Below are 19,702 nucleotides of genomic sequence, written 5' to 3'. Positions count from 1 at the left end.
AATCCTACGATTCATGTATTACGCGGATGTGAAGAAGATGTGACGAAGCGAGTAACAATACCCGCGACTAACGCGCTATCTGTAGCTCATCAAACTCCGAGTAGTTTGCGCCAGAGTGCGCTGACAACAACTTGTTGCTCGGCGAACTGACCGGATGCGGCCAACGCCGTCTCCATCTGCAAACCTCGTCCATGTGTCCAAGCTCGGTAGAGGCGATAGGCGTCAATGAGTTGAGCTTTTTGCTCAGCTGTCACTGAGCCTGCTCGCTCAAGCGCATCCAACTGCCGCCAGTTATCACTCCACTCCACCAGCGCCGCATCCTTATGCGCGTCGCGTAGCAGTAAGTATTGGGTGATGAACTCGGCCTCGGTCATGCCACCCTCGCCCTGCTTCACGTCCCACAAACCCGCCTGCTTCTTTTCGAGATTGGCGCGCATCTTGGCGCGCATGTCGATGATTTCTTGCCGCAGCTTGGCTTCATCACGCGGGCGCATCAGCACTTCAGCGCGAATGGCGCGGAAGGCCTCACCTAAAGCCGCATCGCCTGCAACAGGGCGCGCTCTCGTTAACGCTTGGTGTTCCCACGTCCAGGCATGATCACGCTGATAGTCAGCAAAACCTTTGAGACTGGTGACGAGCGCGCCTGAATTTCCATTGGGTCGAAGTTGCATATCCACTTCGTAAGCACGGCCCGCTGAGGTTTGCGTGGCCAGCCAATTAATCACGCGCTGCGCGAGGCGCGAGAAGTAGACATTGTTATTAATCGCGCGCGCGCCGCCGACACTCTCTTCATCCAATGCATCGCAGTCGTGCAGAAACACGATATCGAGATCAGAGGTGTAGCCCATCTCAATGCCGCCAAACTTACCGTAAGCGATAACGACAAATGATGCAGGCTTTCCGTCCGCGCGCTGTGGTTGTCCGTACTGCGTGCGCATTTCTGTCCAAGCAAATTCCAAGGCCTGCGCCACAATCACTTCTGCCAACCACGTCAGACGATCGCTCACTTTGACCAATGGCAGCGCATGCACCACGTCAGCCGCGGCAACACGCAAGGTGATTTCTTTTTGATAGCGCCGCAGCAAATCCATCGCCGCCTCGGTGTCTTCCTCACCAAAGTGCGCACAACGCGCAGCCAGTTCACGTGCCATATCTTCACGCTCTGGCGGTGAATACAAAGAGCGTGGGTCGAGCAAGTTGTCGAGCAAGGCAGGCGTTTGCGCCAGCAAATCTGTAAGCCATGGACTCGCCGCGCAAAGTTGCACGAGCTGCGTCCGCGCGGTCGCGCTCTCATGCAGCAAGGTGATGTAGTTAGCGCGACCTGCAATCGCATTGATAATTTTCAATGCACGCAATACCGCCTGCGCTGGATGTTCTTTTTGCAGACACTCTTCGAACAGCGGGGCTAACAGCGCTTGCAAGCGCAGCACCGTCGCCTCTTGCATGCTGCGAACCAAGCGCGCGCCTTTGAGATCGCGCAGTGCTTCGACCAGCTCAGCGGCGTCATCCTTAAAACCCGCAGCTTGCAACGCAGCTGTCGCTTCGCCGGGCCCACTGAGGCCATTCCAGATCGGTGCAATGATGGCGGCGAGCCCGCTATCGGATGTTGGTTGCGCGGCTTCAGGCTCACCAAATACGCGCTCAAACTCGCGACTGACGAATGCACGCGTCTCATTGAGTTGAGTCATCAGCGTCGACCAATCCGCCATGTCGAGGCCCACACATAGCGCTTCACGTGCCGCATCAGATTGTGGCAAGGCGTGAGTCTGCTCATCGCCGTACATCTGAATCGCGTTTTCCAAGCGACGCAGAAAAACGTAGGCGGCGTCGAGCTCACTGACAATCACGCCATCCAGATGTCCCGCCTGACCCAGATAACGTAACACCGGTCGCAAACGTGCATCACGCAGTGGCGCTTCTTGCCCACCGCGTACCAATTGGAATGACTGCACGATGAACTCGACTTCGCGAATACCGCCAGAGCCGAGCTTGATGTTCTGCTCCATGCCTTTGCGTCGCACTTCATCGCTGATCATTTTTTTCAGCGCACGCAGACTCAGAATGGAGGTGTAGTCGAGATAGCGCCGGTAGACAAATGGGCGCAGCGTTTTGAGCAGCGTCGCACCGGCATTGAGATCACCCGCAATCGGGCGCGCCTTGATAAATGCGTAACGCTCCCATTCACGACCGTGGACTTGGTAGTAGTCCTCCATCGCCGACAAGCTCCACGCTGGCGCGCCAGCGGAGCCAAAAGGTCGCAGCATGGTGTCAACGCGAAATACGAAACCATCTGCTGTTCTTGCAGACAGAATTCGTGCGCAATCTTGCGAGAGTCGGTTGAAATATTCTTCGTTGCTAACACTGCGAGTACCGTTGGTCTCGCCGGCCTCGGTGTAGCAAAAGATCAGATCAATATCAGAAGAGAAGTTGAGCTCATGGCCGCCGAGCTTGCCCATACCGAGAACCACCGGGCGCGCTTCTGCGCCACTTTCCTCGATGGGTTTGCCCCAGCGCTGCTGCAAATTCTTTTCTGCGAAGGACAATGCCTCTGCGCAACAGGCATCGGCAAGATCAGAAAGATCGCGCAGTGTTTCATCTAAAGGTGCAAGCACAGCAAGATCACGAAAAGTAATGCGCACCATCTCGCGTCGACGTGCGCGACGAAGCGCTGACATGATGGCGGCTTCATCAGCAGCCGCTGCACAGTTCGCTGTAATGACATGCGCTAGTTCAGCTTCAGCATAGGCATGCTCAAAAATGCCTTGCTCAATCCAGCGCGGCAGTTCCTCGATGTCACGCTCGCAAGCCTGTAGCGCAAATGGACTCGCTGCGAATACTTTTCGAGATGCCGCCGCTAATGCAGGACGCAAACGTTCAAAGCATTGCTGCGGTGTTTCTTGTTGTTCTGTCATGACCGGTTCTTATCGACTCGTTACACGGACGGCCACTTGTCCTTCCATGGCTTGGCCTGCTCAAGCTGTCCTGCAAGTTGGAACAGCATTCCCTCTCCACCATGAGCAGAGAGAAAGTGCACGCCCATCGGCAGGCCTTCTGGAGTCCAGTGTAGCGGCACTGACATGCCGGGCACGCCAGTGAGATTACCGAGTTGAGTGAATGGCACCCACTTCAAGTTTTCCTGCACCATCTGCTCAATCATTCCGGACTTGAGAATGACGCGAGACAAACCCAGTGTCATCAGGATTTTCATCGCGACGTGCTGCCACTGCGGTGTTGCGATCTGACCCACGCGCGGCGCTGGATACGCTAGCGTCGGCGTCATGTAGAGATCGTACTTCTGATGGAACTCGCCAAGCTGACGCGTGTAATCACCCCAGCGCCAATAGCCCTCCACATATTCACTGGCACGCGAGGCTTCACCGAATGCCGCCATTGCCAAGGTATCCAGTTCGAAGCCTTCGTTGCCACAACCGGTGCGGCGCTTGATCTCATTTACGGTGGCAGCGCACTGCGCAAACCACATGACGATGAAATCTTTTGCGAGTTGCAGGCCATCAACTTGTGGCTCTGCTTCTTCAACATGATGACCGAGCGACTCTAAAAGTTTGGCTGCATCCGTCACGGCTTTGATTGCTTCAGGATGCACTTCGCTTCCAATCGGTGAGCGCGTGCTGAAGGCGATACGCAATTTACCCGGAGCACGGCTCACTTCTTCCAAGTAGGAACGCTCAGGTGGCGCGAGATGACAGAGCGAACCAATATCGGAACCGTGCGTCGCATCAAGCATTGCTGCGCTATCACGCACCGAGCGCGAGACCACGTGATTCATCGCCGCACCGTGCATGGCCTCGCTCATCTGCGGGCCCCATGGCGTGCGGCCACGACCAGGCTTCAGCCCGAACAATCCGCAATAAGCTGCGGGAATACGAATGGATCCGCCGCCATCATTCGCACCTGCCATCGGCACAATGCCTGCGGCAACTGCGGCCGCAGAACCACCGGATGAACCACCGGTGATGTGATCGAGATTCCAAGGATTACGTGATGGGCCCCAAGCCTCTGGCTCGGTGATGCCTTTAGCGCCGAACTCTGGCGTATTGGTGCGCCCAAAGATCACTGCGCCTGCGCGCAGCCAACGTGCCGTAATTTCTGCATGCGCATCGGGTTTGTAATTTGCTGCCTTCAAACCTTTGCAGCCGTAGGCTGTTTGCACGCCTGCATATTCCTGAAATAAATCTTTAGTCAGAAATGGCACGCCTGCGAATGCACCTTCCAAGTTTTGCTTGGCACGGTCGCGCGCAATCTCATGCATAGGAATGATGATGGCGTTGAGCTTGGGATTTACTTCAGCGCTACGTGCAAGCGCAGCTTCCAGCAATTCACTCGCAGAAACTTGGCGGCTGCGCACCAACTCAGCTAATCCCAATGCATCGTGACGACGGTACTCTTCGGCAGATATCACGTTTGAATCTCCTCGTAATTATTCTTTAGATCGACGGACGCTTATCTTTCCACGGCCGCGCTTGTTCTAACTGCGCGGCAAGCTGGAATAGCATCGACTCTTCGCCAAAGCGCGCGATGAAGTGCACGCCAATCGGCAGTCCTGCTTTTGTCCAATGTAGCGGCACGCTCATCGATGGCGTGCCAGTGATATTCGAAAGCTGTGTGAACGGCACGCGTGCCAAGCTATTCAGCGCACTTTTTTGCACTAGGCCGGAACGCAGAAGGCCCTTGCCAAGATTAAGAGCCAGCAAAGGCCATACACCAATGCGTTCAGCCAACGGCGTGATTTGCGAACCGATGCGTGCAGCAGGCTGCGCTAATGTTGGCGTGAGATACAAATCGTATTGCTGATGAAACTCACCCAAGGCACGTGCGAAGCCGTTCCAACGTGCATGCGCTTCCACATACTCACCAGCAGGCAGGCTGCGACCCATCAGCGCGAGCACGCGTGTATCCATCTCAAAATCGCTTTCACGCGCACCAGTGATTTTTCGAGCGGAAGCAACGGTTGCGGCGACATGACCGAAATACATTTTCAGGAAACATTCCGCCACCGCGTGCCCATCAATCTTTGGCGTGTCTTCAATAACCGTGTGGCCCATGCTTTCCAACAAACGTGCGGTGTCTTGCACAGCGGCGATGCAGTGGGGATCCACGCCCATATCAATTGGTGAGCGTGTTGAAAAAGCGATGCGCAATTTCTTTGGCGCGCGTTGTGTTTCTTCCAGATATGAACGCTCTGGTGGCGCAATGCGGAAAGGATCGCCACTTGCAGCACCTTGCAACACATCGAGAATTGCAGCGCTGTCACGCACGCTGCGCGTGATCACATGCTCGCTGGATGCGCCTTCCCACACTTCGCCAAACGCAGGGCCCGCGCTGACACGTCCACGCGATGGGCGAAATCCAAACAAGCCACAGCAAGCAGCGGGAATACGAATCGAGCCACCACCATCACTCGCGCCTGCAATCGGCACAATGCCTGCAGCGACCGCAGCAGCAGACCCGCCGCTGGAACCACCGGTGCTGTGATCCAGATTCCAAGGGTTGCGCGTTGCACCAAACAGCTCTGGCTCTGTTGTGCCCTTGAGCGCCAACTCCGGCGTATTGGTTTTACCAAACACCACCACGCCGCTATCGAGTAAACGCTGCACAAAATGCGCGTGCTGCGTGGGTCGATAATTTTGGAACGCACGACTACCCGCCGAGGTAGTTACACCTGCGTAATCCTCTTGGATATCCTTAAGTAGAAATGGCACGCCAGCGAAGGGGCCATCCAGATTCTGTTTGGCACGGTCGCGCGCGATCTCGTGCATTGGAGTAACAATGGCATTGATCTTGGGATTGACCTGCGCACTGCGCGCAAGCGCAGCCTCCAGCAACTCTGCTGCAGACACCTCTTTTTTGCGCACCAGTTCGGCTAGCGCAAGACCATCAAGCTGCTGATACTCTGCTACGGAAATCACTGCTACCCGTCCCCTTTATATTTCTTTGACGCATAGAGTACCGTCAGTTCACAGACTTTAGGAGTCGCCGCATGTCCAGCACATTGCCCACTGCAAGTTCTGCTGTTACCCCGACAAAAGCGCCCGCATGGGCCGCCGGACTACGACGGTTTAATGATTACATGCTGCACGATCTGGGCGGTGGTCCGCGCCCACTCAGGTTTTCATGGGTGATTAATGCACAGAAGGCCGGCACGTTTTTCTTTCTCGGCTTCCTTATGTGGTTCTATTCCGATAAAACACCCGCCGCGACCTCGGCCGCCGCTTGGGTTTATCTGGCCATGCACGGCACCTATGGGCTGACGTGGCTGTTAAAAGATCTGACCTTTCCCGATCCGGGTTGGCAACGGCGCATCACCATCGGCAGTTCACTCTATGCGGCGTTTGCGCTGGCAATGTACTGGAGCTTCGGCTGGCTGTTGATCTCCGGCACCGCGCAGCCACACTACCCTCTACCTGATTTCGCTTGGTATAGCCTGTGTATGTCGCTCTGCATGTTTGGCAGCACCATCATGATTGCGGCTGACGCACAGAAATGTTTCACGCTGCGCGTGAAGCGTGGCTTGATCATGGATGGCATGCATAAACACATTCGTCATCCAAATTACTTGGGCGAGATGATGATCTATGGCTCGTTCGCTTTGATGGTCTGCCACTGGCTACCTTGGGTTTGGTTGGCTTATATCTGGGGCGGCATTTTTGCCGTCAACATGGTGATGAAAGAAGCCAGCATGTCGCGATATCCAGAGTGGGCGGATTACAAAAATAGAACGTGGTGGTTGGTGCCGTACTTAATCTGATGCTTCATTAAATAAAAAGCCCCGCATTGCGGGGCTTTTTATTTGCAGCAGAATTAACTACGAAAAATGAAATACACCGCACCACACATACATAACGCTGCCCAAAGGTAATCCCACTTCAGCGGCGTCTTCATAAAGTAAATCGCGAAGGGCACGAACACGATGAGCGTGATCACCTCTTGCATGATCTTGAGTTGCGGCAAGGTCAGCGCGGTGTAACCAATGCGGTTAGCGGGCACTTGCAGCAAATATTCAAACAGCGCGATTCCCCAAGAGATCATCGCGGCGACAAACCATGGTTTGCCGTTGAGATCGCGCAGATGCGCGTACCAGGCAAACGTCATAAAAATATTCGACAACACCAGCAAGCCGCCGGACTGCAGCAAGACGGACCAGTTCATGGGTACTCCCACTAGAAATTCAATACCGCAATATCTTAACGCGCCGCTCTTGAAAATTTTTATCGGTCACCCATCTTCTAAGTCATCCGGGAATGGTCCCGTTAACCTCAGGAGATTTCGCAATGACAGCATTACGTTTTTATCCTTGGGCCGCGCAGCGTGAATGGCTCAAGCAAGTGAATCAGGCTTATGACACCAGCGCCAACGATGCCAATTGGGCACCATCCGTTGACGTTGAAGAATACAAAGACAAGTTTGTGATTTACGCCGACGTTCCCGGCGTTGATCTAGCCAATGTCGAAATTACGCTAGAGAAAGGCGTGCTCAAACTCAGCGGCGTGCGTGAGGCGCGTGCGGAAAATGCTGAAGTCGAAAGCCGTCGCACCGAGCGTAGAAGTGGCCGCTTCCAACGCACCTTTACACTTCCAGATACCGCCGATGGCGACGCAGTTTCTGCCACGGGCAGGAACGGCGTTCTGGAGATCGTGATCCCCAAACGTGCGCAAGTTCAGCCTCGTCGAATCACGGTCACTCATTAACGTTTGACGGCGTAGCGTTGTGTCTCCCTAGGCACAGCGCTACTTTTAACGAAGTCTTCAGCCCGCGCACCCTACGCAGCTCGTCGGGTGCGCGGGCTTTCGCTATCCTGTACCTATGGATTACAAAGACTATTACAAAATACTAGGCGTTCCGCGCACGGCAACGGCGGACGAGATCAAGCGTGCCTATCGCAAACTCGCCCGTGAGTTTCATCCGGACAAGAACAAAGCCAAGGGCGCTGAAGACAAATTTAAAGAGATCAACGAAGCCAACGAAGTTCTCGGTGACGAGAAAAAACGTCAGGCCTACGACTCGCTCGGCGCCAACTATCGCGGTGGCGGCAGTGGATTCCAGCCACCACCTGGTTGGAATTTTGGCGGCGGTGGCCGTGGTCGTCGTGGTCATGCAGGCGCTGATCCCGGCGACTTCTCCGATTTCTTCTCCACGCTATTTGGCGGTGGCGGCATGGGCGGTGGTGGTTTCGGTGGCGGCGGCTTTGGCGGTCCACCAGAAGACACGCGCGCACGCATCAGCATCTCGCTGGAAGATTCATACAACGGTGCCAACCGCGCGATTAGCCTGAGCAACGGGCGCAATCTGAATGTGAAGATTCCCAAAGGCATCACCAGCGGCCAAACCATTCGCCTCTCAGAACAAGGCAGCAACGGTGGCAACTTGCTGTTGGAAATTGAGTTCGCCGCACACCCACAGTTCAAGGTGGAAGGCCGCGATATCAGTTGCAATGTAAACCTCGCCCCATGGGAAGCTGCACTCGGCACCAAGCTGCCAGTCCCCACACTAGGTGGCACTGTCGAACTCAACCTGCCTGCGGGCACGCAAGGCGGCAAGAAGATGCGCCTCAAAGGTCGCGGGCTGCCGGGCACGACGCCGGGCGATCAGTTCATCACCTTGCAGATTGTCACGCCGCCTGCGGCAACAGACGAAGATCGCAAGTTCTATGAAGACATGAGCGCGCATTTTAAATTTGATGCCCGGGCTTAAGGACACGCGTCATGCCCGCGAAGGCGGGCATCCAGTTTTTTGCCGCTGATTGAGTTTGCTAAAACTGGATTCCCGCCTACGCGGGAATGACAGGCTAAATAAATAGGACCGAGGACCAGATCGCATGAACCTCATCGCACTACTCGCCGTTGGCGCAGGCGGCCTCGCTGGCAGCGTTCTGCGCTGGGTGATTGGTCTGCGCATGAATGCGATCCTTCCGTCGCTGCCGCTAGGCACACTCGCCGCCAACCTCATCGGCGGTTACATCATTGGTTTAGCCGCTGGCGCAGTAACTGCCGATCTGGGCTTATCTCAGAACATGCGACTGTTTTTGATTCCGGGTTTCTGCGGCGGCCTGACAACGTTCTCAACGTTTTCGTTGGAAACCGTCACCTCATTCATGAACGGCCGCGTTGCCTGGGGCTTTGCTGAAATTTTTATTCATGTCAGCGGCTCGCTACTCGCAACGGTGTTGGGTTTATTCACTGTTCGTTTGTTGGTGCCGGTTTTGCAGAAAACAATCTAAGTCAGATTTCAGGCAAACAAAAACCCGCGCAAGAAAACTTGCGCGGGTTTTTTATTTCTCAAAATTTACTTGTGGTAGCCGGTCACGCGCTCCACTTCATTCTTCGAACCCATGATCACCGGCACGCGCTGATGCAGCTTTTGCGGCTGAAGATCAAGGATGCGTTCGCGGCCTGTGGTGGCTGCGCCACCGGCCTGCTCAACAATCATGCTCATCGGGTTTGCTTCATAGAGCAGACGCAGCTTGCCGCCTTGCGCCTTGGTCTTTGAATCCAGCGGGTACATGAAGATGCCACCGCGCGTGATGATGCGATGTACGTCGGCGACCATCGAAGCCACCCAACGCATATTGAAATCGCGCTCGCGTGGGCCTTCTTTACCGGCCTGAAGCTCGGTGATGTACCGCTGCACGGGCGGTTCCCAGAAACGTGCGTTGGAAGCGTTGATCGAATATTCCTTGGTGTCTTCCGGAATCTGCATATTGCGCTGCGTCAGCACAAAGCTGCCGAGTTCACGATCAAGCGTGAACGCGTGCACGCCGCTACCAACCGTCAGCACCAGCATCGTGCTTGGGCCGTAAACGGTGTAACCCGCGGCAACCTGCTGCGTACCAGGCTGCAGGAAAGCATCGTCACCCGGCTGCGCTACGCCTTCTGGCGACTTGAGGACCGAGAAGATCGTGCCGACGGAAATGTTGACGTCGATGTTGCTGGAGCCGTCGAGCGGATCGAATACCAGCAGGTAGCCGCCCTTGCACTGTTCGTTCTGGATCGGATACGAGTGATCCATCTCTTCGGAAGCGAGCGCGGCAACGTGACCGCCCCATTCGTTGGCTTCCAGCAGGATTTCGTTGGAGAGCACATCCAGCTTCTTCTGCGCTTCACCCTGAATGTTGCCGGTACCAGCATCGCCAAGCACGCCGCCCAATGCGCCCTTGCCGACGGCAATCGAGATGGCCTTGCAGGCGCGGGCAACAACTTCGATCAGCAAGCGTAAGTCAGGCTTGATATTGCCCTTGGCGCGCTGTTCTTCAATCAGGAATTGGGTGAGGGAGATCTGTTTCATGGACGGCTCGGGCGAATTTAATGTCGCCATTTTAAAGGACATGGGGTGCTGGTAGGAGCCTGCTTTGAAATTGGGGCAATCTTTCTCAATGTCCTCTCTCCCGCTTGCGGGAGAGAGTGGCCAGAGACCGAGAGAGGGCAGACCGCGTAGCGAGCGGAAGCGCTACTTGAGCATGCGTACCGCTCGCTACGCGAGCGCCCTCTCCCCTGCCCCTCTCCCGCAAGCGGGAGAGGGGGAAAGCTGGACACAAAAAAGGGCGCCCGAAGGCGCCCTCTTTTACAACTTTTTACTCGAACCGCTTGAGCTTTAGAAACCGCCCATGCCGCCCATGCCACCCATACCGCCGTCGCCGCCACCCATAGGTGCGCTTTCAGCCTTGGCAGGCAGTTCAGCAATCATGGCTTCGGTGGTCAACAACAGGCCAGCAACCGAGGCTGCGTTCTGGAGAGCCAGACGCGTAACCTTAGCTGGGTCGATGATGCCCATTTCGATCATGTCGCCGTACTCGCCGGTGCCGGCGTTGTAGCCGAACGAACCCTTGCCTTCAGCAACTTTGTTCAGAACAACCGATGGCTCTTCGCCAGCGTTGCGCACGATCATGCGCAGTGGTTCCTGAATAGCGCGGCGCAGGATGTTGATGCCGACCGTCTGGTCGTCGTTCGCACCCTTGAGCTTTTCCAACGTCTTAGCAGCGCGAACCAGCGCAACACCGCCGCCAGCCACAATGCCTTCTTCCACAGCTGCGCGGGTTGCGTGCAGAGCGTCTTCAACGCGGGCTTTCTTTTCTTTCATTTCGACTTCGGTGGCTGCACCAACCTTGATCACAGCTACGCCGCCGGCGAGCTTAGCGAGACGTTCGCTGAGCTTTTCCTTGTCGTAGTCGCTGGTTGCGTCTTCCATCTGCGCACGAATTTCTTTGATGCGGTTGGTGATCTTGTCCTTCTTGCCAGCGCCGTCGATGACGGTGGTGTTTTCCTTGTCGATCTGCACTTTCTTAGCGGTGCCTAGATCAGCAATGGTGGCCTTCTCGAGCGACAGACCGACTTCTTCCGAAATCACGGTGCCGCCGGTGAGGATTGCGATGTCCTTCAGCATTTCTTTGCGACGGTCGCCGAAGCCTGGAGCCTTAACAGCCACAACCTTCAGGATGCCACGCAGATTGTTGACGACGAGGGTAGCGAGGGCTTCGCCTTCAACGTCTTCAGCAATGATCATCAACGGACGGCCAGCTTTGGCAACGCCTTCCAGAACTGGGAGCAGTTCGCGGATGTTGGAGATCTTCTTTTCGGTGATCAGGATCAACGGATTTTCGTGCTCAACCTGCTGGCTCTGAGCCTGGTTGATGAAGTACGGGCTGAGGTAGCCGCGGTCGAACTGCATACCTTCAACAACGCTCAGTTCGTTTTCGAGGCCGGAGCCTTCTTCAACGGTGATGACGCCTTCTTTGCCGACCTTGTCCATTGCCTTAGCAATGATGTCGCCAATGTTCGTGTCAGCGTTGGCCGACACGGTGCCGACCTGTGCAATCGCCTTGCGATCTTTGCAAGGGGTCGAGAGACGCTTGATTTCGTTGCTAACAGCTTCGACAGCCTTGTCGATGCCGCGCTTGATGTCCATAGGATCAACGCCAGCGGTGACCGACTTCAGGCCTTCGTTGAGGATCGCCTGAGCCAGAACGGTGGCGGTGGTGGTGCCGTCGCCTGCTGCGTCGGAGGTCTTGGAAGCAACTTCCTTAACCAGCTGAGCGCCCATGTTTTCGAACTTGTCTTTCAGCTCGATTTCTTTGGCAACTGACACGCCGTCTTTGGTGACGGTAGGAGCGCCGTATGCCTTATCGAGAATCACGTTACGACCCTTAGGGCCGAGCGTTACTTTTACTGCGTTGGCGAGAATGTTTACACCGGCAACCATGCGGGCGCGGGCGTCATCACCAAACTTCACTTCTTTAGCAGCCATTTCAAATTCCTCTGAATTTTATGAGTTCGATTACTTGCTGAAGACAGCCATGATGTCGTCTTCGCGCAGCACGACGAGTTCTTCGCCGCCGAATTTCACTTCGGTGCCGGCGTACTTGCCGATCAGAATTTTGTCGCCAACCTTGACGTCAACGGCGTGCACTTTGCCGTCTTCGGTGCGCTTGCCCGTGCCTACAGCAACCACTTGAGCCGTCAAAGGCTTCTCAGCAGCGCTATCAGGAATGAGGATACCGCCAGCTGATTTCTTCTCTTCTTCAAGACGCTTGACGATCACGCGATCGTGCAGGGGACGTAGTTTCATGGACAAACTCCAGTCTTATCAATTTGTTAGGGGTCTCGTGGCGGGAGGCGCTGATAGCTTTAAACAGCCGTTGTTAGCACTCTCACACCGAGGCTGCTAATTGTAGGGGCTAACCAGCCATATTCAAGGGGCAGGTCCCAGAAGTACCCAGCGCCCTACCCCGCAGCCCGGGTAAAACCCGGGGACACGCTTTAGCCCAACAGCAAAAAACCGCGCGCTCATCACTTAGTTTTTTCCGCCAAACGCCAAACGGCACAGCGAAAGCTGCTGAACGGTGTCGTTTAGAAGAACTCCCACCCGATTAGGTGGCGGAAGGGGGTTAGGTAAGTCCCATTGTCGTGAAGCAGCTTGTAGTCACATCAAGTGACACGGGACTGCGAGACAACGTGCGAAAAAAAAGGGGCGGTCCGGCATCGGATCGCACTCCCGCCTAAAGGAGAGTTCAGTGAAACAAACAAGAAAGAGTCGTCGTTGGATTTATTCGAGCGCCGGACTTTTGGCGCTGACTGCGGCATCGGTTTTTGCCCAGGATGATTACAGCGGTACCACCACCAACGCAGAAAGCGACGGTAAAAGCTCCAGTTTCAATATCAGTTATTCCGGCTCGCTGCGCTATGACATGTCGATTGCCACGGCCAACGAAAATCCGTTCAACCAACGCGGCAATCTATTTAATGGCGTAACGGTTAATCGCGTTTCGTTTGATTATCCGCTGGGCTCTCCACCAACAATTTTCGCAACACCAGATCCAGCAACACGCACTGGCGATCCCGCGCATAACGCTTTCAATATGCAACTGCTGCGCGCTGATCTGCGCGCCGATATCAAATTTAACGAGAACTTCAATTTTGTCGCGCGGCTGCGCGCTGTAGCGGATCCCGGCGCCTATCAAGAGTTCGAGCCTGGTGACGTCGGCAGTCTGGCTGCAGGCCGCATGTATGGCCGCCCGGATTATTTTCACCAAGACGTTGAAGGCAAAAGCCGCCCCAACCCACTGGAATGGTCCAACCGTATTGGCATGATTGACTTGCCCTCTTTGTACTTTGCGTACAACAAGGGGCCATTGCTGATCAAACTGGGCAACCAAGATATTGCCTGGGGCCAAGCGATCTTCTTCCGCGTTCTGGACATTCCCAACGGCATCGATTTCCGACGTCATTCAATCTTGGACTACGCAAGCGAAGAGTTCCAAGACAAGCGCGTGCCATCACTGGCGCTTCGCACTTCGTATCAGTTCGATAGCGGCTGGTTGGCCGATGGCTTTGTGCAGAAATTCCAGCCGACGGTGCTGTCCAATCCCAACACGCCTTACAACATCATTGCCTCGCAGTTCACGGTGCATGACCGCTATGGCGATTACGACAACAAGCTGAACTACGGTCTGCGCTTTAAAGGCGATATCGGCAAGTTTGGCGTGCAGGCGGTTGCTGCACGTCGCTACAACCCGGACGGCGTTTTCCGCTGGACAGAATCAGGCGTGAATCGTGACATTCCTGGCGCGCCAGGTAGCGGCGGCCTGCTGATGCAAACGCCATTTGAAATTGATCCGACGGGTGTGTGGACGGCCAAAGAGTGGTTCACTTACGCCGCCATGTCACGCTTGGATGGTGTGCAGGGACTCAACAGCGCCATTGATGATTTTCCCGCTGGCACCGGTCCTCTTGGCGCGCTGAATGTTGGCACTGATATGCCTACTGCATCACTTGAACTCGATACGTTCTTCCGTCTCTCGGGCAGCGGTCTGCGTGGCCATATTGAACGTGAGTATCGTGCTGAAACCAATTTGGGCTTGGGCGGCAGTTACGTTACGCAAAGCAGCCCCGGCTCTTGGTTGGATCAGTTGATCATCAACGTCGAAGCGCTGTACACGCCAGACCGTAGCTTCACCAATCCATCGCTGGGCCAAAAGTTTCTCAAGCAAGATGAACTGGTGACCGCAGTGGTATTGGAAAAGTACCAGAGCATCGTCAAGGAGTTGCCGGCAACGTATGTGGTGGCGCAGTGGATGCACAGAACGCGTAGCGACATTCTCGGCCGCAGTCTCGAAGGTCAAGGTGGCGACACCAACAACGTACCGACGGGCAAGAATGGCTACGACGCTTTTGTATTCGCCTTGCAGCAGCCCTTCCCTAATCTGGTTTGGCGCGCTGACCTTGCGGTTCTTTACGAACCGTTTGCAGGTGGCATCCTTGTGCAGCCGGGCGTGCGTTGGAAACCAAATGGCAATCTGACCATCGAAGGTTTCTACAACTATCTGAATGGCAGCCTCAACGGCAATTCCAATAGCAGCTCGGTAGCAACCTTTAGCAGCCGCGATGAGTTCACAATGCGTGTGGGATATCAGTTTTGATCGCAGTGATGCACGTGTAAAAAGTAAATCAAAAAGGCGGGAGCAATCCCGCCTTTTTGATGCGCGCGATCTAGCCCGTCAATCTGCGATCGTGCTCTGCACGGATACTTGCCTCGGCTTGGGCGACCACTGCGTCGATGGCCTGCCCCGCTGGCTCAATCGGCGCCAACACAGTCCAACTCAAACGCTCACCGATGCCCATCGGGAATTTGCCGTAGCGATTGAGCGCCCAGGTGTTGTGGATGTAGATCGGAACCACGACTGCACTTGGGGCTTTTTTGAGCAGCGTTTTTACACCGCCGACTTGAAACGGCGCGACGTCGCCGGTCAGCGAACGCGTACCTTCCGGAAAAATCACCGCAGAACCACACGTGTCTTCAATCAGCTTGCCGAGACGGCCGACTTCTTTAAGCGCTTGTCGCGCGTCATCGCGATCAATCAAGGCGGCGCCGCTGTGACGCAGGTTGTACGAAACGCTAGGAATACCGCGCGCGAGTTCGATCTTGGAGACGAACTTTGGCAAATGTTTGCGCAAATACCAGCCGATTCCAGACACATCCAGCTTATTTTGGTGGTTGGCAATAAAAATAATCGGCCGATCGGTCGGCAGCGGCGCCGCCTGACTCGATGAAATGCGCGTGCCGAGAATCCACAGCGCGTGCACCAGAAAGAAGTTGAGCCAAATCACGGTGCGCTGATGCGCCTGCGAGCCAAAGATATTGAGCGCTACATACTGAACAACATGAAAAATGTTCAACAGCATCAACCACACGATCAAGAAAATCGGGGTCAGGATGCAGCTGAGGGCTTTCTTCATGAATGGCGTCGGGTGAGATTCAGGTATGCGTAAGTATCGCCGATTCAGGCGCAGCCAGATTCACCCATTCTTCAAATCCAAGGCTTCCTAACGAAATTCTCACGGTCGCATTGCTAGCTTTGCAGCATCAAATAGCCCTCTGGCAGTTAAGAACGTGGATTTTGGCAAACAACGAACAGCGCACACTCAGCCGATGAACTCATCAGTTTCATCGGAAGTCGTTGTAGTTGCGCCAGCGCAAACCTCGGCATCGTCTCTGTCGTTCCTGCCAACGCTGGGCGCCAACCAGTTGCTGCTGCTGACTGTTCTGTATCTGGTCACCACACAAAATCTGTCGCTGTTCGAGGCCATTGTGCACTCGCTGCCACGCCCATTCGGCGCACAGGAATGGCGAATTCTGGCATCGACGGTTTACGCGCTAGCCACAATATTAGTGCTCGCCATGGCGGGCCTGTGTCTGCCGCGCGTCCAGAAACCAGCGCTCGCGATCTTTGTGCTGATCTCGGCCGTTTGCAGTTATTTTATGGAGAGCTTCGGCACGGTGATTGATCGCGCGATGATCGCCAACGCTTTTAATACCGACGTCCACGAAGCTTCCGACTTGCTGAGTCTCGCCTTCTTCATGCATGTACTGACCCAAGGCGTTCTGCCGGCATGGATCATCGCTCGCCTGCCACTGCGCTTTGAAAGTTTTGGCGTAGAACTACGTCGACGCCTCGCGCTGGTCGGCATCATGCTTTGCGGTTTGCTGATTATTTTATTTAGTCAGTTCAGCACACTGAGCTTCTGGGGACGTGAAAACCGCAGCGTACGTCTCTACGTGAATCCAACCGCACCGATGTATGCGATGAAAGAAGCGGTCGTGGATCTGCTGCCCAAAGGTCCACCACCGACCTTGCTTTCCGTGGCGCCCGACGCCGTACGTGTAAGCAACCCCACTGCCAAGCCGCTACTGATCGTGCTCGTTGTTGGCGAGACTGCGCGCGCCGCCAACTTTGGTCTCAACGGTTACGCACGCAATACCACGCCGCGACTGTCGACTACGCCAGGGCTGATCAATTATCCGAATTTTGAATCCTGCGGAACGGCGACGCTGCAGTCCGTGCCCTGCATGTTCTCGCGACTGGGCCAACAGGAATTCAGCCGCAAGAAAGCAAGTGCCGAAGAAAACCTCCTCGACATCGTTGCCCGTACTGGCGTGCCGACGATTTGGCGCGATAACAACGCCGGATGCATGGGCGTGTGCGTGCGTACCGGCTCGGTTTCCTTCGAATCAGAAAGCGATCCCAAACTGTGTGCCGACGGCGAATGCCATGACGACATTCTGCTGAAAGATTTTGATGCAGTGATGCCGAAGACCGCAGGCAGCGCACACTTTTTAGTGCTGCACCAAAAAGGCAGCCACGGCCCGGCTTACTTCAAACGCTATCCAGAATCTGCACGTCACTTCACACCCGATTGCCGCAACGCAAGCGTACAGCGCTGCTCGCGTGAAGAAGTCGTTAACGCCTACGACAACACGATTGTCTACACCGACACGATGCTCGCAGACTTGATAGAACAACTGCGCGCACACCAAAACAGTGTCGATAGCGTAATGCTGTATGTGTCCGATCATGGCGAAAGCTTGGGCGAAAACGGCATCTACTTGCACGGCTTGCCGCGCAGTCTGGCGCCGGCTGAACAAACTCATGTGCCGATGATGGCTTGGTTCTCCGCCCATGCACCGGCCGCACTTAAAATCGACGTCAGCTGTGTCAAAGCACTCAGAACTCAGCCGGGCTCGCATGACAATCTATTCGACTCGATCCTCGATCTACTCAGCATCCGCACGGCAGCCTACAAACCAACACAAGATCTGTTTGCATCGTGCAAAAAACAGTAGCGAGTAATGCTAGCCTTGACGGCATGAAAACCGCCGCCCCAATGCGCCTGCTTTTGATTGAAGACAGCCAAGACCTCGCCGCAAATATCGGCGAGTTTCTTGAGGCTCGCCATCATCTTGTCGACTACGCCGGTGATGGACTCACCGGCTTGCATCTGGCCGCCACCAACAGCTACGACGCCGTCATTCTCGATCTCGGCCTGCCGGGATTAGATGGCGTAATGCTATGCAAACGCCTACGCAATGATGCGGGCAGCAGCTTGCCGATCTTAATGCTGACTGCGCGTGATACCGAGCGCGACAAATTGATCGGCTTTGAAGTCGGGGCAGACGATTACCTCACCAAACCATTCTCGCTACCCGAACTACACGCGCGCTTGCTCGTATTGCAGCGCCGTAGCAAAGGCGGCGGCACCAACATATTGCAGGTTGCTGATCTCACGCTTGATCGGCAGACCCTGGTCTGCCGTCGTGCAGGTACTCGCTTGGAACTCACTCCTAGCGGCTACAAATTGCTGGAACGTTTGATGTCGGTCTCGCCGAATGTTGTATCGCGTCGCGATGTTGAGATTGCACTGTGGGGCGATGACCCTCCGGACAGCGACGCCGCCTTGCGTGCACACATCCATGCACTGCGCCACACACTAGATCGCGATCACAGCATCAAGCTGCTGCACACCGTGCACGGCATGGGCTACCGCATTGGAGCGGACGATGCCCTTTAATTTGCGCCTCAGCTTGCGTTCGCGCTTTGTCGGAGCATTGCTGATCGTCGCTACGCTTATCTCTGGCGGTTTTTACTACGCGATGGATCAGTTCATCGACGTGCTGGAAGAAGAATTGGTCACCCAATCACTGATGCGTGAAGTCAACGCATTCACCGACTACCACCTTCAAAATCCAGGCATCAAACCGCCCGAACGCGACGGCATCCGTACTTACGTCTACAAAGCCGGCGAAGCGAGCACCGATTTGCCTACGCCGATGGCGAATTGGAGCAACGGCAAGACTGATGACTTCAAATGGAAAGGCAGCGAGTATCAAGGGATTCGCCACGATATCGGCGACACGCGAATTTATATGAGCATCGACCTCGTTCGCGTCGAAAACTTAGAGGTACGACTCGTCGGCCTTGCCTGGATATTCATCGCGGGTTGTTTAGTCGCCGCTGCAATCGTTGGCGCTGGACTTTCTTTGTTAGTCACGCGACCGGTGTCACGACTAGCTCGTCTGGTCACGGATATCGATCCGATGGATCGCGGCATTAAAGTTGGCGGCCAGTTCGGCGATCACGAAGTTGGTCAAATCGCACGTGCCTTTGATCAATACCTAGAAAAGATCGACCAATACGTCGAACGCGAGAAAGCTTTTACTGATGACGCGAGTCATGAATTGCGCACGCCGTTGTCGGTCATCATTAGCGCAACACATTTACTGCAAGAAGACCCCCAGCTCAGCGAACGCAGCATCGAACGCTTAGCGCGTATCCGCCGCGCGGCTTCACAAATGCAGGCTTTAATCGAGGCATTGCTATTCCTCGCTCGTGAAGACGGCGGCATTGCCAACGACAACTGTGCGTTGCATGAAATTTTGCACGAACGTGCAGATGCTTTTAGCGATCAGCTCACCGACAAGGCACTCAGCATTAACGTTGATATTCGCGTGCCCGTCACCGTGCAAGCACCGCAGGCGATGGTGCTTTGCGTAGTGCAAAACTTAATCAGCAATGCTATCCAGAACACCAGCAAAGGGCGCATCGACATTTCTCTGACTGAACACGAGTTCGTCGTACAAGACACCGGCACTGGCATTGCCAACAACGCGCTGGATCACATCTTTGAGCGACGCTATCGCGGAGCACAGAGTCGAGGACTCGGTCTGGGCTTGTATATCGTTCATCGCATTTGTGATCGTCTTGGCTGGCAGATTAGCGCTAGCAATGCGGATGGCGCGGGCGCACGTTTTGTTGTGAAATTCTGAACAGCGAACAAGCTGCTCCACGCTTAAGCTTTTCGTCGCTCAACAACTTTACGATCTTACGAAAAGCTTACGCCGCCACAACGCGGCACTAATG

Annotated in this window: 16 protein-coding genes; 8 read left to right on the top strand and 8 right to left on the bottom strand. The window is 55.1% G+C overall.

The features are described 5' to 3' along the window. Positions 1-89: 89 nt before the first annotated feature. From glnE to CJD38_RS01250, 3 genes are read right to left on the bottom strand one after another with little or no spacing between them, the layout of a single operon-like run. Positions 90-2,912 carry a bifunctional [glutamate--ammonia ligase]-adenylyl-L-tyrosine phosphorylase/[glutamate--ammonia-ligase] adenylyltransferase gene (glnE, locus tag CJD38_RS01260; RefSeq protein WP_107938483.1) on the bottom strand — a complete coding sequence of 941 codons (2,823 nt, stop codon included), beginning with the start codon at positions 2,910-2,912 and terminating at the stop codon, positions 90-92. 20 nt (positions 2,913-2,932) lie between these two features. Further along, positions 2,933-4,417: an amidase gene (locus CJD38_RS01255; RefSeq protein ID WP_107938987.1), complete on the bottom strand. Its 1,485-nt coding sequence runs from the start codon at positions 4,415-4,417 to the stop codon at positions 2,933-2,935. Positions 4,418-4,445: 28 nt separating this feature from the next. Continuing rightward, positions 4,446-5,927 carry an amidase gene (locus CJD38_RS01250; RefSeq protein WP_206362840.1) on the bottom strand — a complete coding sequence of 494 codons (1,482 nt, stop codon included), beginning with the start codon at positions 5,925-5,927 and terminating at the stop codon, positions 4,446-4,448. Between the two features lie 71 nt (positions 5,928-5,998). On the opposite strand from CJD38_RS01250, the gene CJD38_RS01245 reads away from it, so the two are divergent. Then, on the top strand, positions 5,999-6,766 hold the full coding sequence (locus CJD38_RS01245) for a DUF1295 domain-containing protein (protein ID WP_107938482.1): 768 nt from the start codon (positions 5,999-6,001) through the stop codon (positions 6,764-6,766). A 53-nt stretch (positions 6,767-6,819) separates the two neighbouring features. Here the strand turns inward: CJD38_RS01245 and CJD38_RS01240 are convergent, their stop codons facing one another. After that, positions 6,820-7,167, bottom strand: coding sequence for a DMT family protein (locus CJD38_RS01240; RefSeq protein WP_107938481.1), 348 nt, complete (start codon positions 7,165-7,167; stop codon positions 6,820-6,822). 122 nt (positions 7,168-7,289) lie between these two features. Between CJD38_RS01240 and CJD38_RS01235 the strand changes: the two genes are divergently transcribed. The 3 genes from CJD38_RS01235 to crcB all read left to right on the top strand — a co-directional run bounded on the left by CJD38_RS01235 (position 7,290) and on the right by crcB (position 9,235). After that, entirely contained in the window at positions 7,290-7,706 is a 417-nt protein-coding gene (locus CJD38_RS01235) for an Hsp20/alpha crystallin family protein (RefSeq protein ID WP_107938480.1), read from the top strand. A 115-nt stretch (positions 7,707-7,821) separates the two neighbouring features. Next, on the top strand, positions 7,822-8,709 hold the full coding sequence (locus CJD38_RS01230; protein ID WP_107938479.1) for a DnaJ C-terminal domain-containing protein: 888 nt from the start codon (positions 7,822-7,824) through the stop codon (positions 8,707-8,709). A 124-nt stretch (positions 8,710-8,833) separates the two neighbouring features. Then, positions 8,834-9,235, top strand: a complete 402-nt coding sequence (gene crcB / locus CJD38_RS01225; protein WP_107938478.1) for a fluoride efflux transporter CrcB — start codon at positions 8,834-8,836, stop codon at positions 9,233-9,235. Between the two features lie 65 nt (positions 9,236-9,300). Here crcB and CJD38_RS01220 read toward each other — a convergent pair whose 3' ends face one another. The 3 genes from CJD38_RS01220 to CJD38_RS01205 all read right to left on the bottom strand — a co-directional run bounded on the left by CJD38_RS01220 (position 9,301) and on the right by CJD38_RS01205 (position 12,576). Further along, positions 9,301-10,299: a class 1 fructose-bisphosphatase gene (locus CJD38_RS01220; protein WP_107938477.1), complete on the bottom strand. Its 999-nt coding sequence runs from the start codon at positions 10,297-10,299 to the stop codon at positions 9,301-9,303. 306 nt (positions 10,300-10,605) lie between these two features. Continuing rightward, complete coding sequence (groL, locus tag CJD38_RS01210) at positions 10,606-12,255, bottom strand: chaperonin GroEL (protein WP_107938475.1); 1,650 nt, start codon at positions 12,253-12,255, stop codon at positions 10,606-10,608. A 30-nt stretch (positions 12,256-12,285) separates the two neighbouring features. Next, positions 12,286-12,576, bottom strand: a complete 291-nt coding sequence (locus CJD38_RS01205; RefSeq protein ID WP_107938474.1) for a co-chaperone GroES — start codon at positions 12,574-12,576, stop codon at positions 12,286-12,288. A gap of 445 nt (positions 12,577-13,021) precedes the next feature. Between CJD38_RS01205 and CJD38_RS01200 the strand changes: the two genes are divergently transcribed. Beyond that, positions 13,022-14,926, top strand: a complete 1,905-nt coding sequence (locus CJD38_RS01200; protein ID WP_107938473.1) for a DUF1302 family protein — start codon at positions 13,022-13,024, stop codon at positions 14,924-14,926. Positions 14,927-14,996: 70 nt separating this feature from the next. Here CJD38_RS01200 and CJD38_RS01195 read toward each other — a convergent pair whose 3' ends face one another. Next, positions 14,997-15,743 carry a lysophospholipid acyltransferase family protein gene (locus CJD38_RS01195; RefSeq protein WP_107938472.1) on the bottom strand — a complete coding sequence of 249 codons (747 nt, stop codon included), beginning with the start codon at positions 15,741-15,743 and terminating at the stop codon, positions 14,997-14,999. 193 nt (positions 15,744-15,936) lie between these two features. Between CJD38_RS01195 and CJD38_RS01190 the strand changes: the two genes are divergently transcribed. From CJD38_RS01190 to CJD38_RS01180, 3 genes are read left to right on the top strand one after another with little or no spacing between them, the layout of a single operon-like run. Further along, positions 15,937-17,628 (top strand): phosphoethanolamine transferase, encoded by a 1,692-nt coding sequence (locus tag CJD38_RS01190; RefSeq protein WP_146165890.1) that lies wholly within the window; start codon positions 15,937-15,939, stop codon positions 17,626-17,628. A gap of 41 nt (positions 17,629-17,669) precedes the next feature. Beyond that, a complete protein-coding gene (locus CJD38_RS01185) occupies positions 17,670-18,353 on the top strand; it encodes a response regulator transcription factor (RefSeq protein WP_107938985.1) in 684 nt (227 codons plus the stop codon). After that, positions 18,343-19,608, top strand: coding sequence for a sensor histidine kinase (locus CJD38_RS01180; RefSeq protein ID WP_107938470.1), 1,266 nt, complete (start codon positions 18,343-18,345; stop codon positions 19,606-19,608). The genes CJD38_RS01185 and CJD38_RS01180 overlap by 11 nt, the downstream gene beginning before the upstream one ends. Positions 19,609-19,702 lie beyond the last annotated feature (94 nt).

This window comes from Stenotrophobium rhamnosiphilum, from assembly GCF_003052265.1.
In the GTDB taxonomy this organism is placed as follows: domain Bacteria; phylum Pseudomonadota; class Gammaproteobacteria; order Nevskiales; family Nevskiaceae; genus Stenotrophobium; species Stenotrophobium rhamnosiphilum.
Note: the sequence above shows the minus strand (reverse complement) of the source record. Positions and strands in the feature narration are given on the sequence as shown.

Coding starts and splice junctions, on each gene's coding strand:
- glnE (WP_107938483.1), bottom strand. CDS start 2,912: ATGACAGAACAACAAGAAACACCGCAGCAATGCTTTGAACGTTTGCGT.
- CJD38_RS01245 (WP_107938482.1), top strand. CDS start 5,999: ATGTCCAGCACATTGCCCACTGCAAGTTCTGCTGTTACCCCGACAAAA.
- CJD38_RS01240 (WP_107938481.1), bottom strand. CDS start 7,167: ATGAACTGGTCCGTCTTGCTGCAGTCCGGCGGCTTGCTGGTGTTGTCG.
- CJD38_RS01235 (WP_107938480.1), top strand. CDS start 7,290: ATGACAGCATTACGTTTTTATCCTTGGGCCGCGCAGCGTGAATGGCTC.
- CJD38_RS01230 (WP_107938479.1), top strand. CDS start 7,822: ATGGATTACAAAGACTATTACAAAATACTAGGCGTTCCGCGCACGGCA.
- crcB (WP_107938478.1), top strand. CDS start 8,834: ATGAACCTCATCGCACTACTCGCCGTTGGCGCAGGCGGCCTCGCTGGC.
- CJD38_RS01220 (WP_107938477.1), bottom strand. CDS start 10,299: ATGAAACAGATCTCCCTCACCCAATTCCTGATTGAAGAACAGCGCGCC.
- groL (WP_107938475.1), bottom strand. CDS start 12,255: ATGGCTGCTAAAGAAGTGAAGTTTGGTGATGACGCCCGCGCCCGCATG.
- CJD38_RS01205 (WP_107938474.1), bottom strand. CDS start 12,576: ATGAAACTACGTCCCCTGCACGATCGCGTGATCGTCAAGCGTCTTGAA.
- CJD38_RS01195 (WP_107938472.1), bottom strand. CDS start 15,743: ATGAAGAAAGCCCTCAGCTGCATCCTGACCCCGATTTTCTTGATCGTG.
- CJD38_RS01190 (WP_146165890.1), top strand. CDS start 15,937: ATGAACTCATCAGTTTCATCGGAAGTCGTTGTAGTTGCGCCAGCGCAA.
- CJD38_RS01185 (WP_107938985.1), top strand. CDS start 17,670: ATGCGCCTGCTTTTGATTGAAGACAGCCAAGACCTCGCCGCAAATATC.
- CJD38_RS01180 (WP_107938470.1), top strand. CDS start 18,343: ATGCCCTTTAATTTGCGCCTCAGCTTGCGTTCGCGCTTTGTCGGAGCA.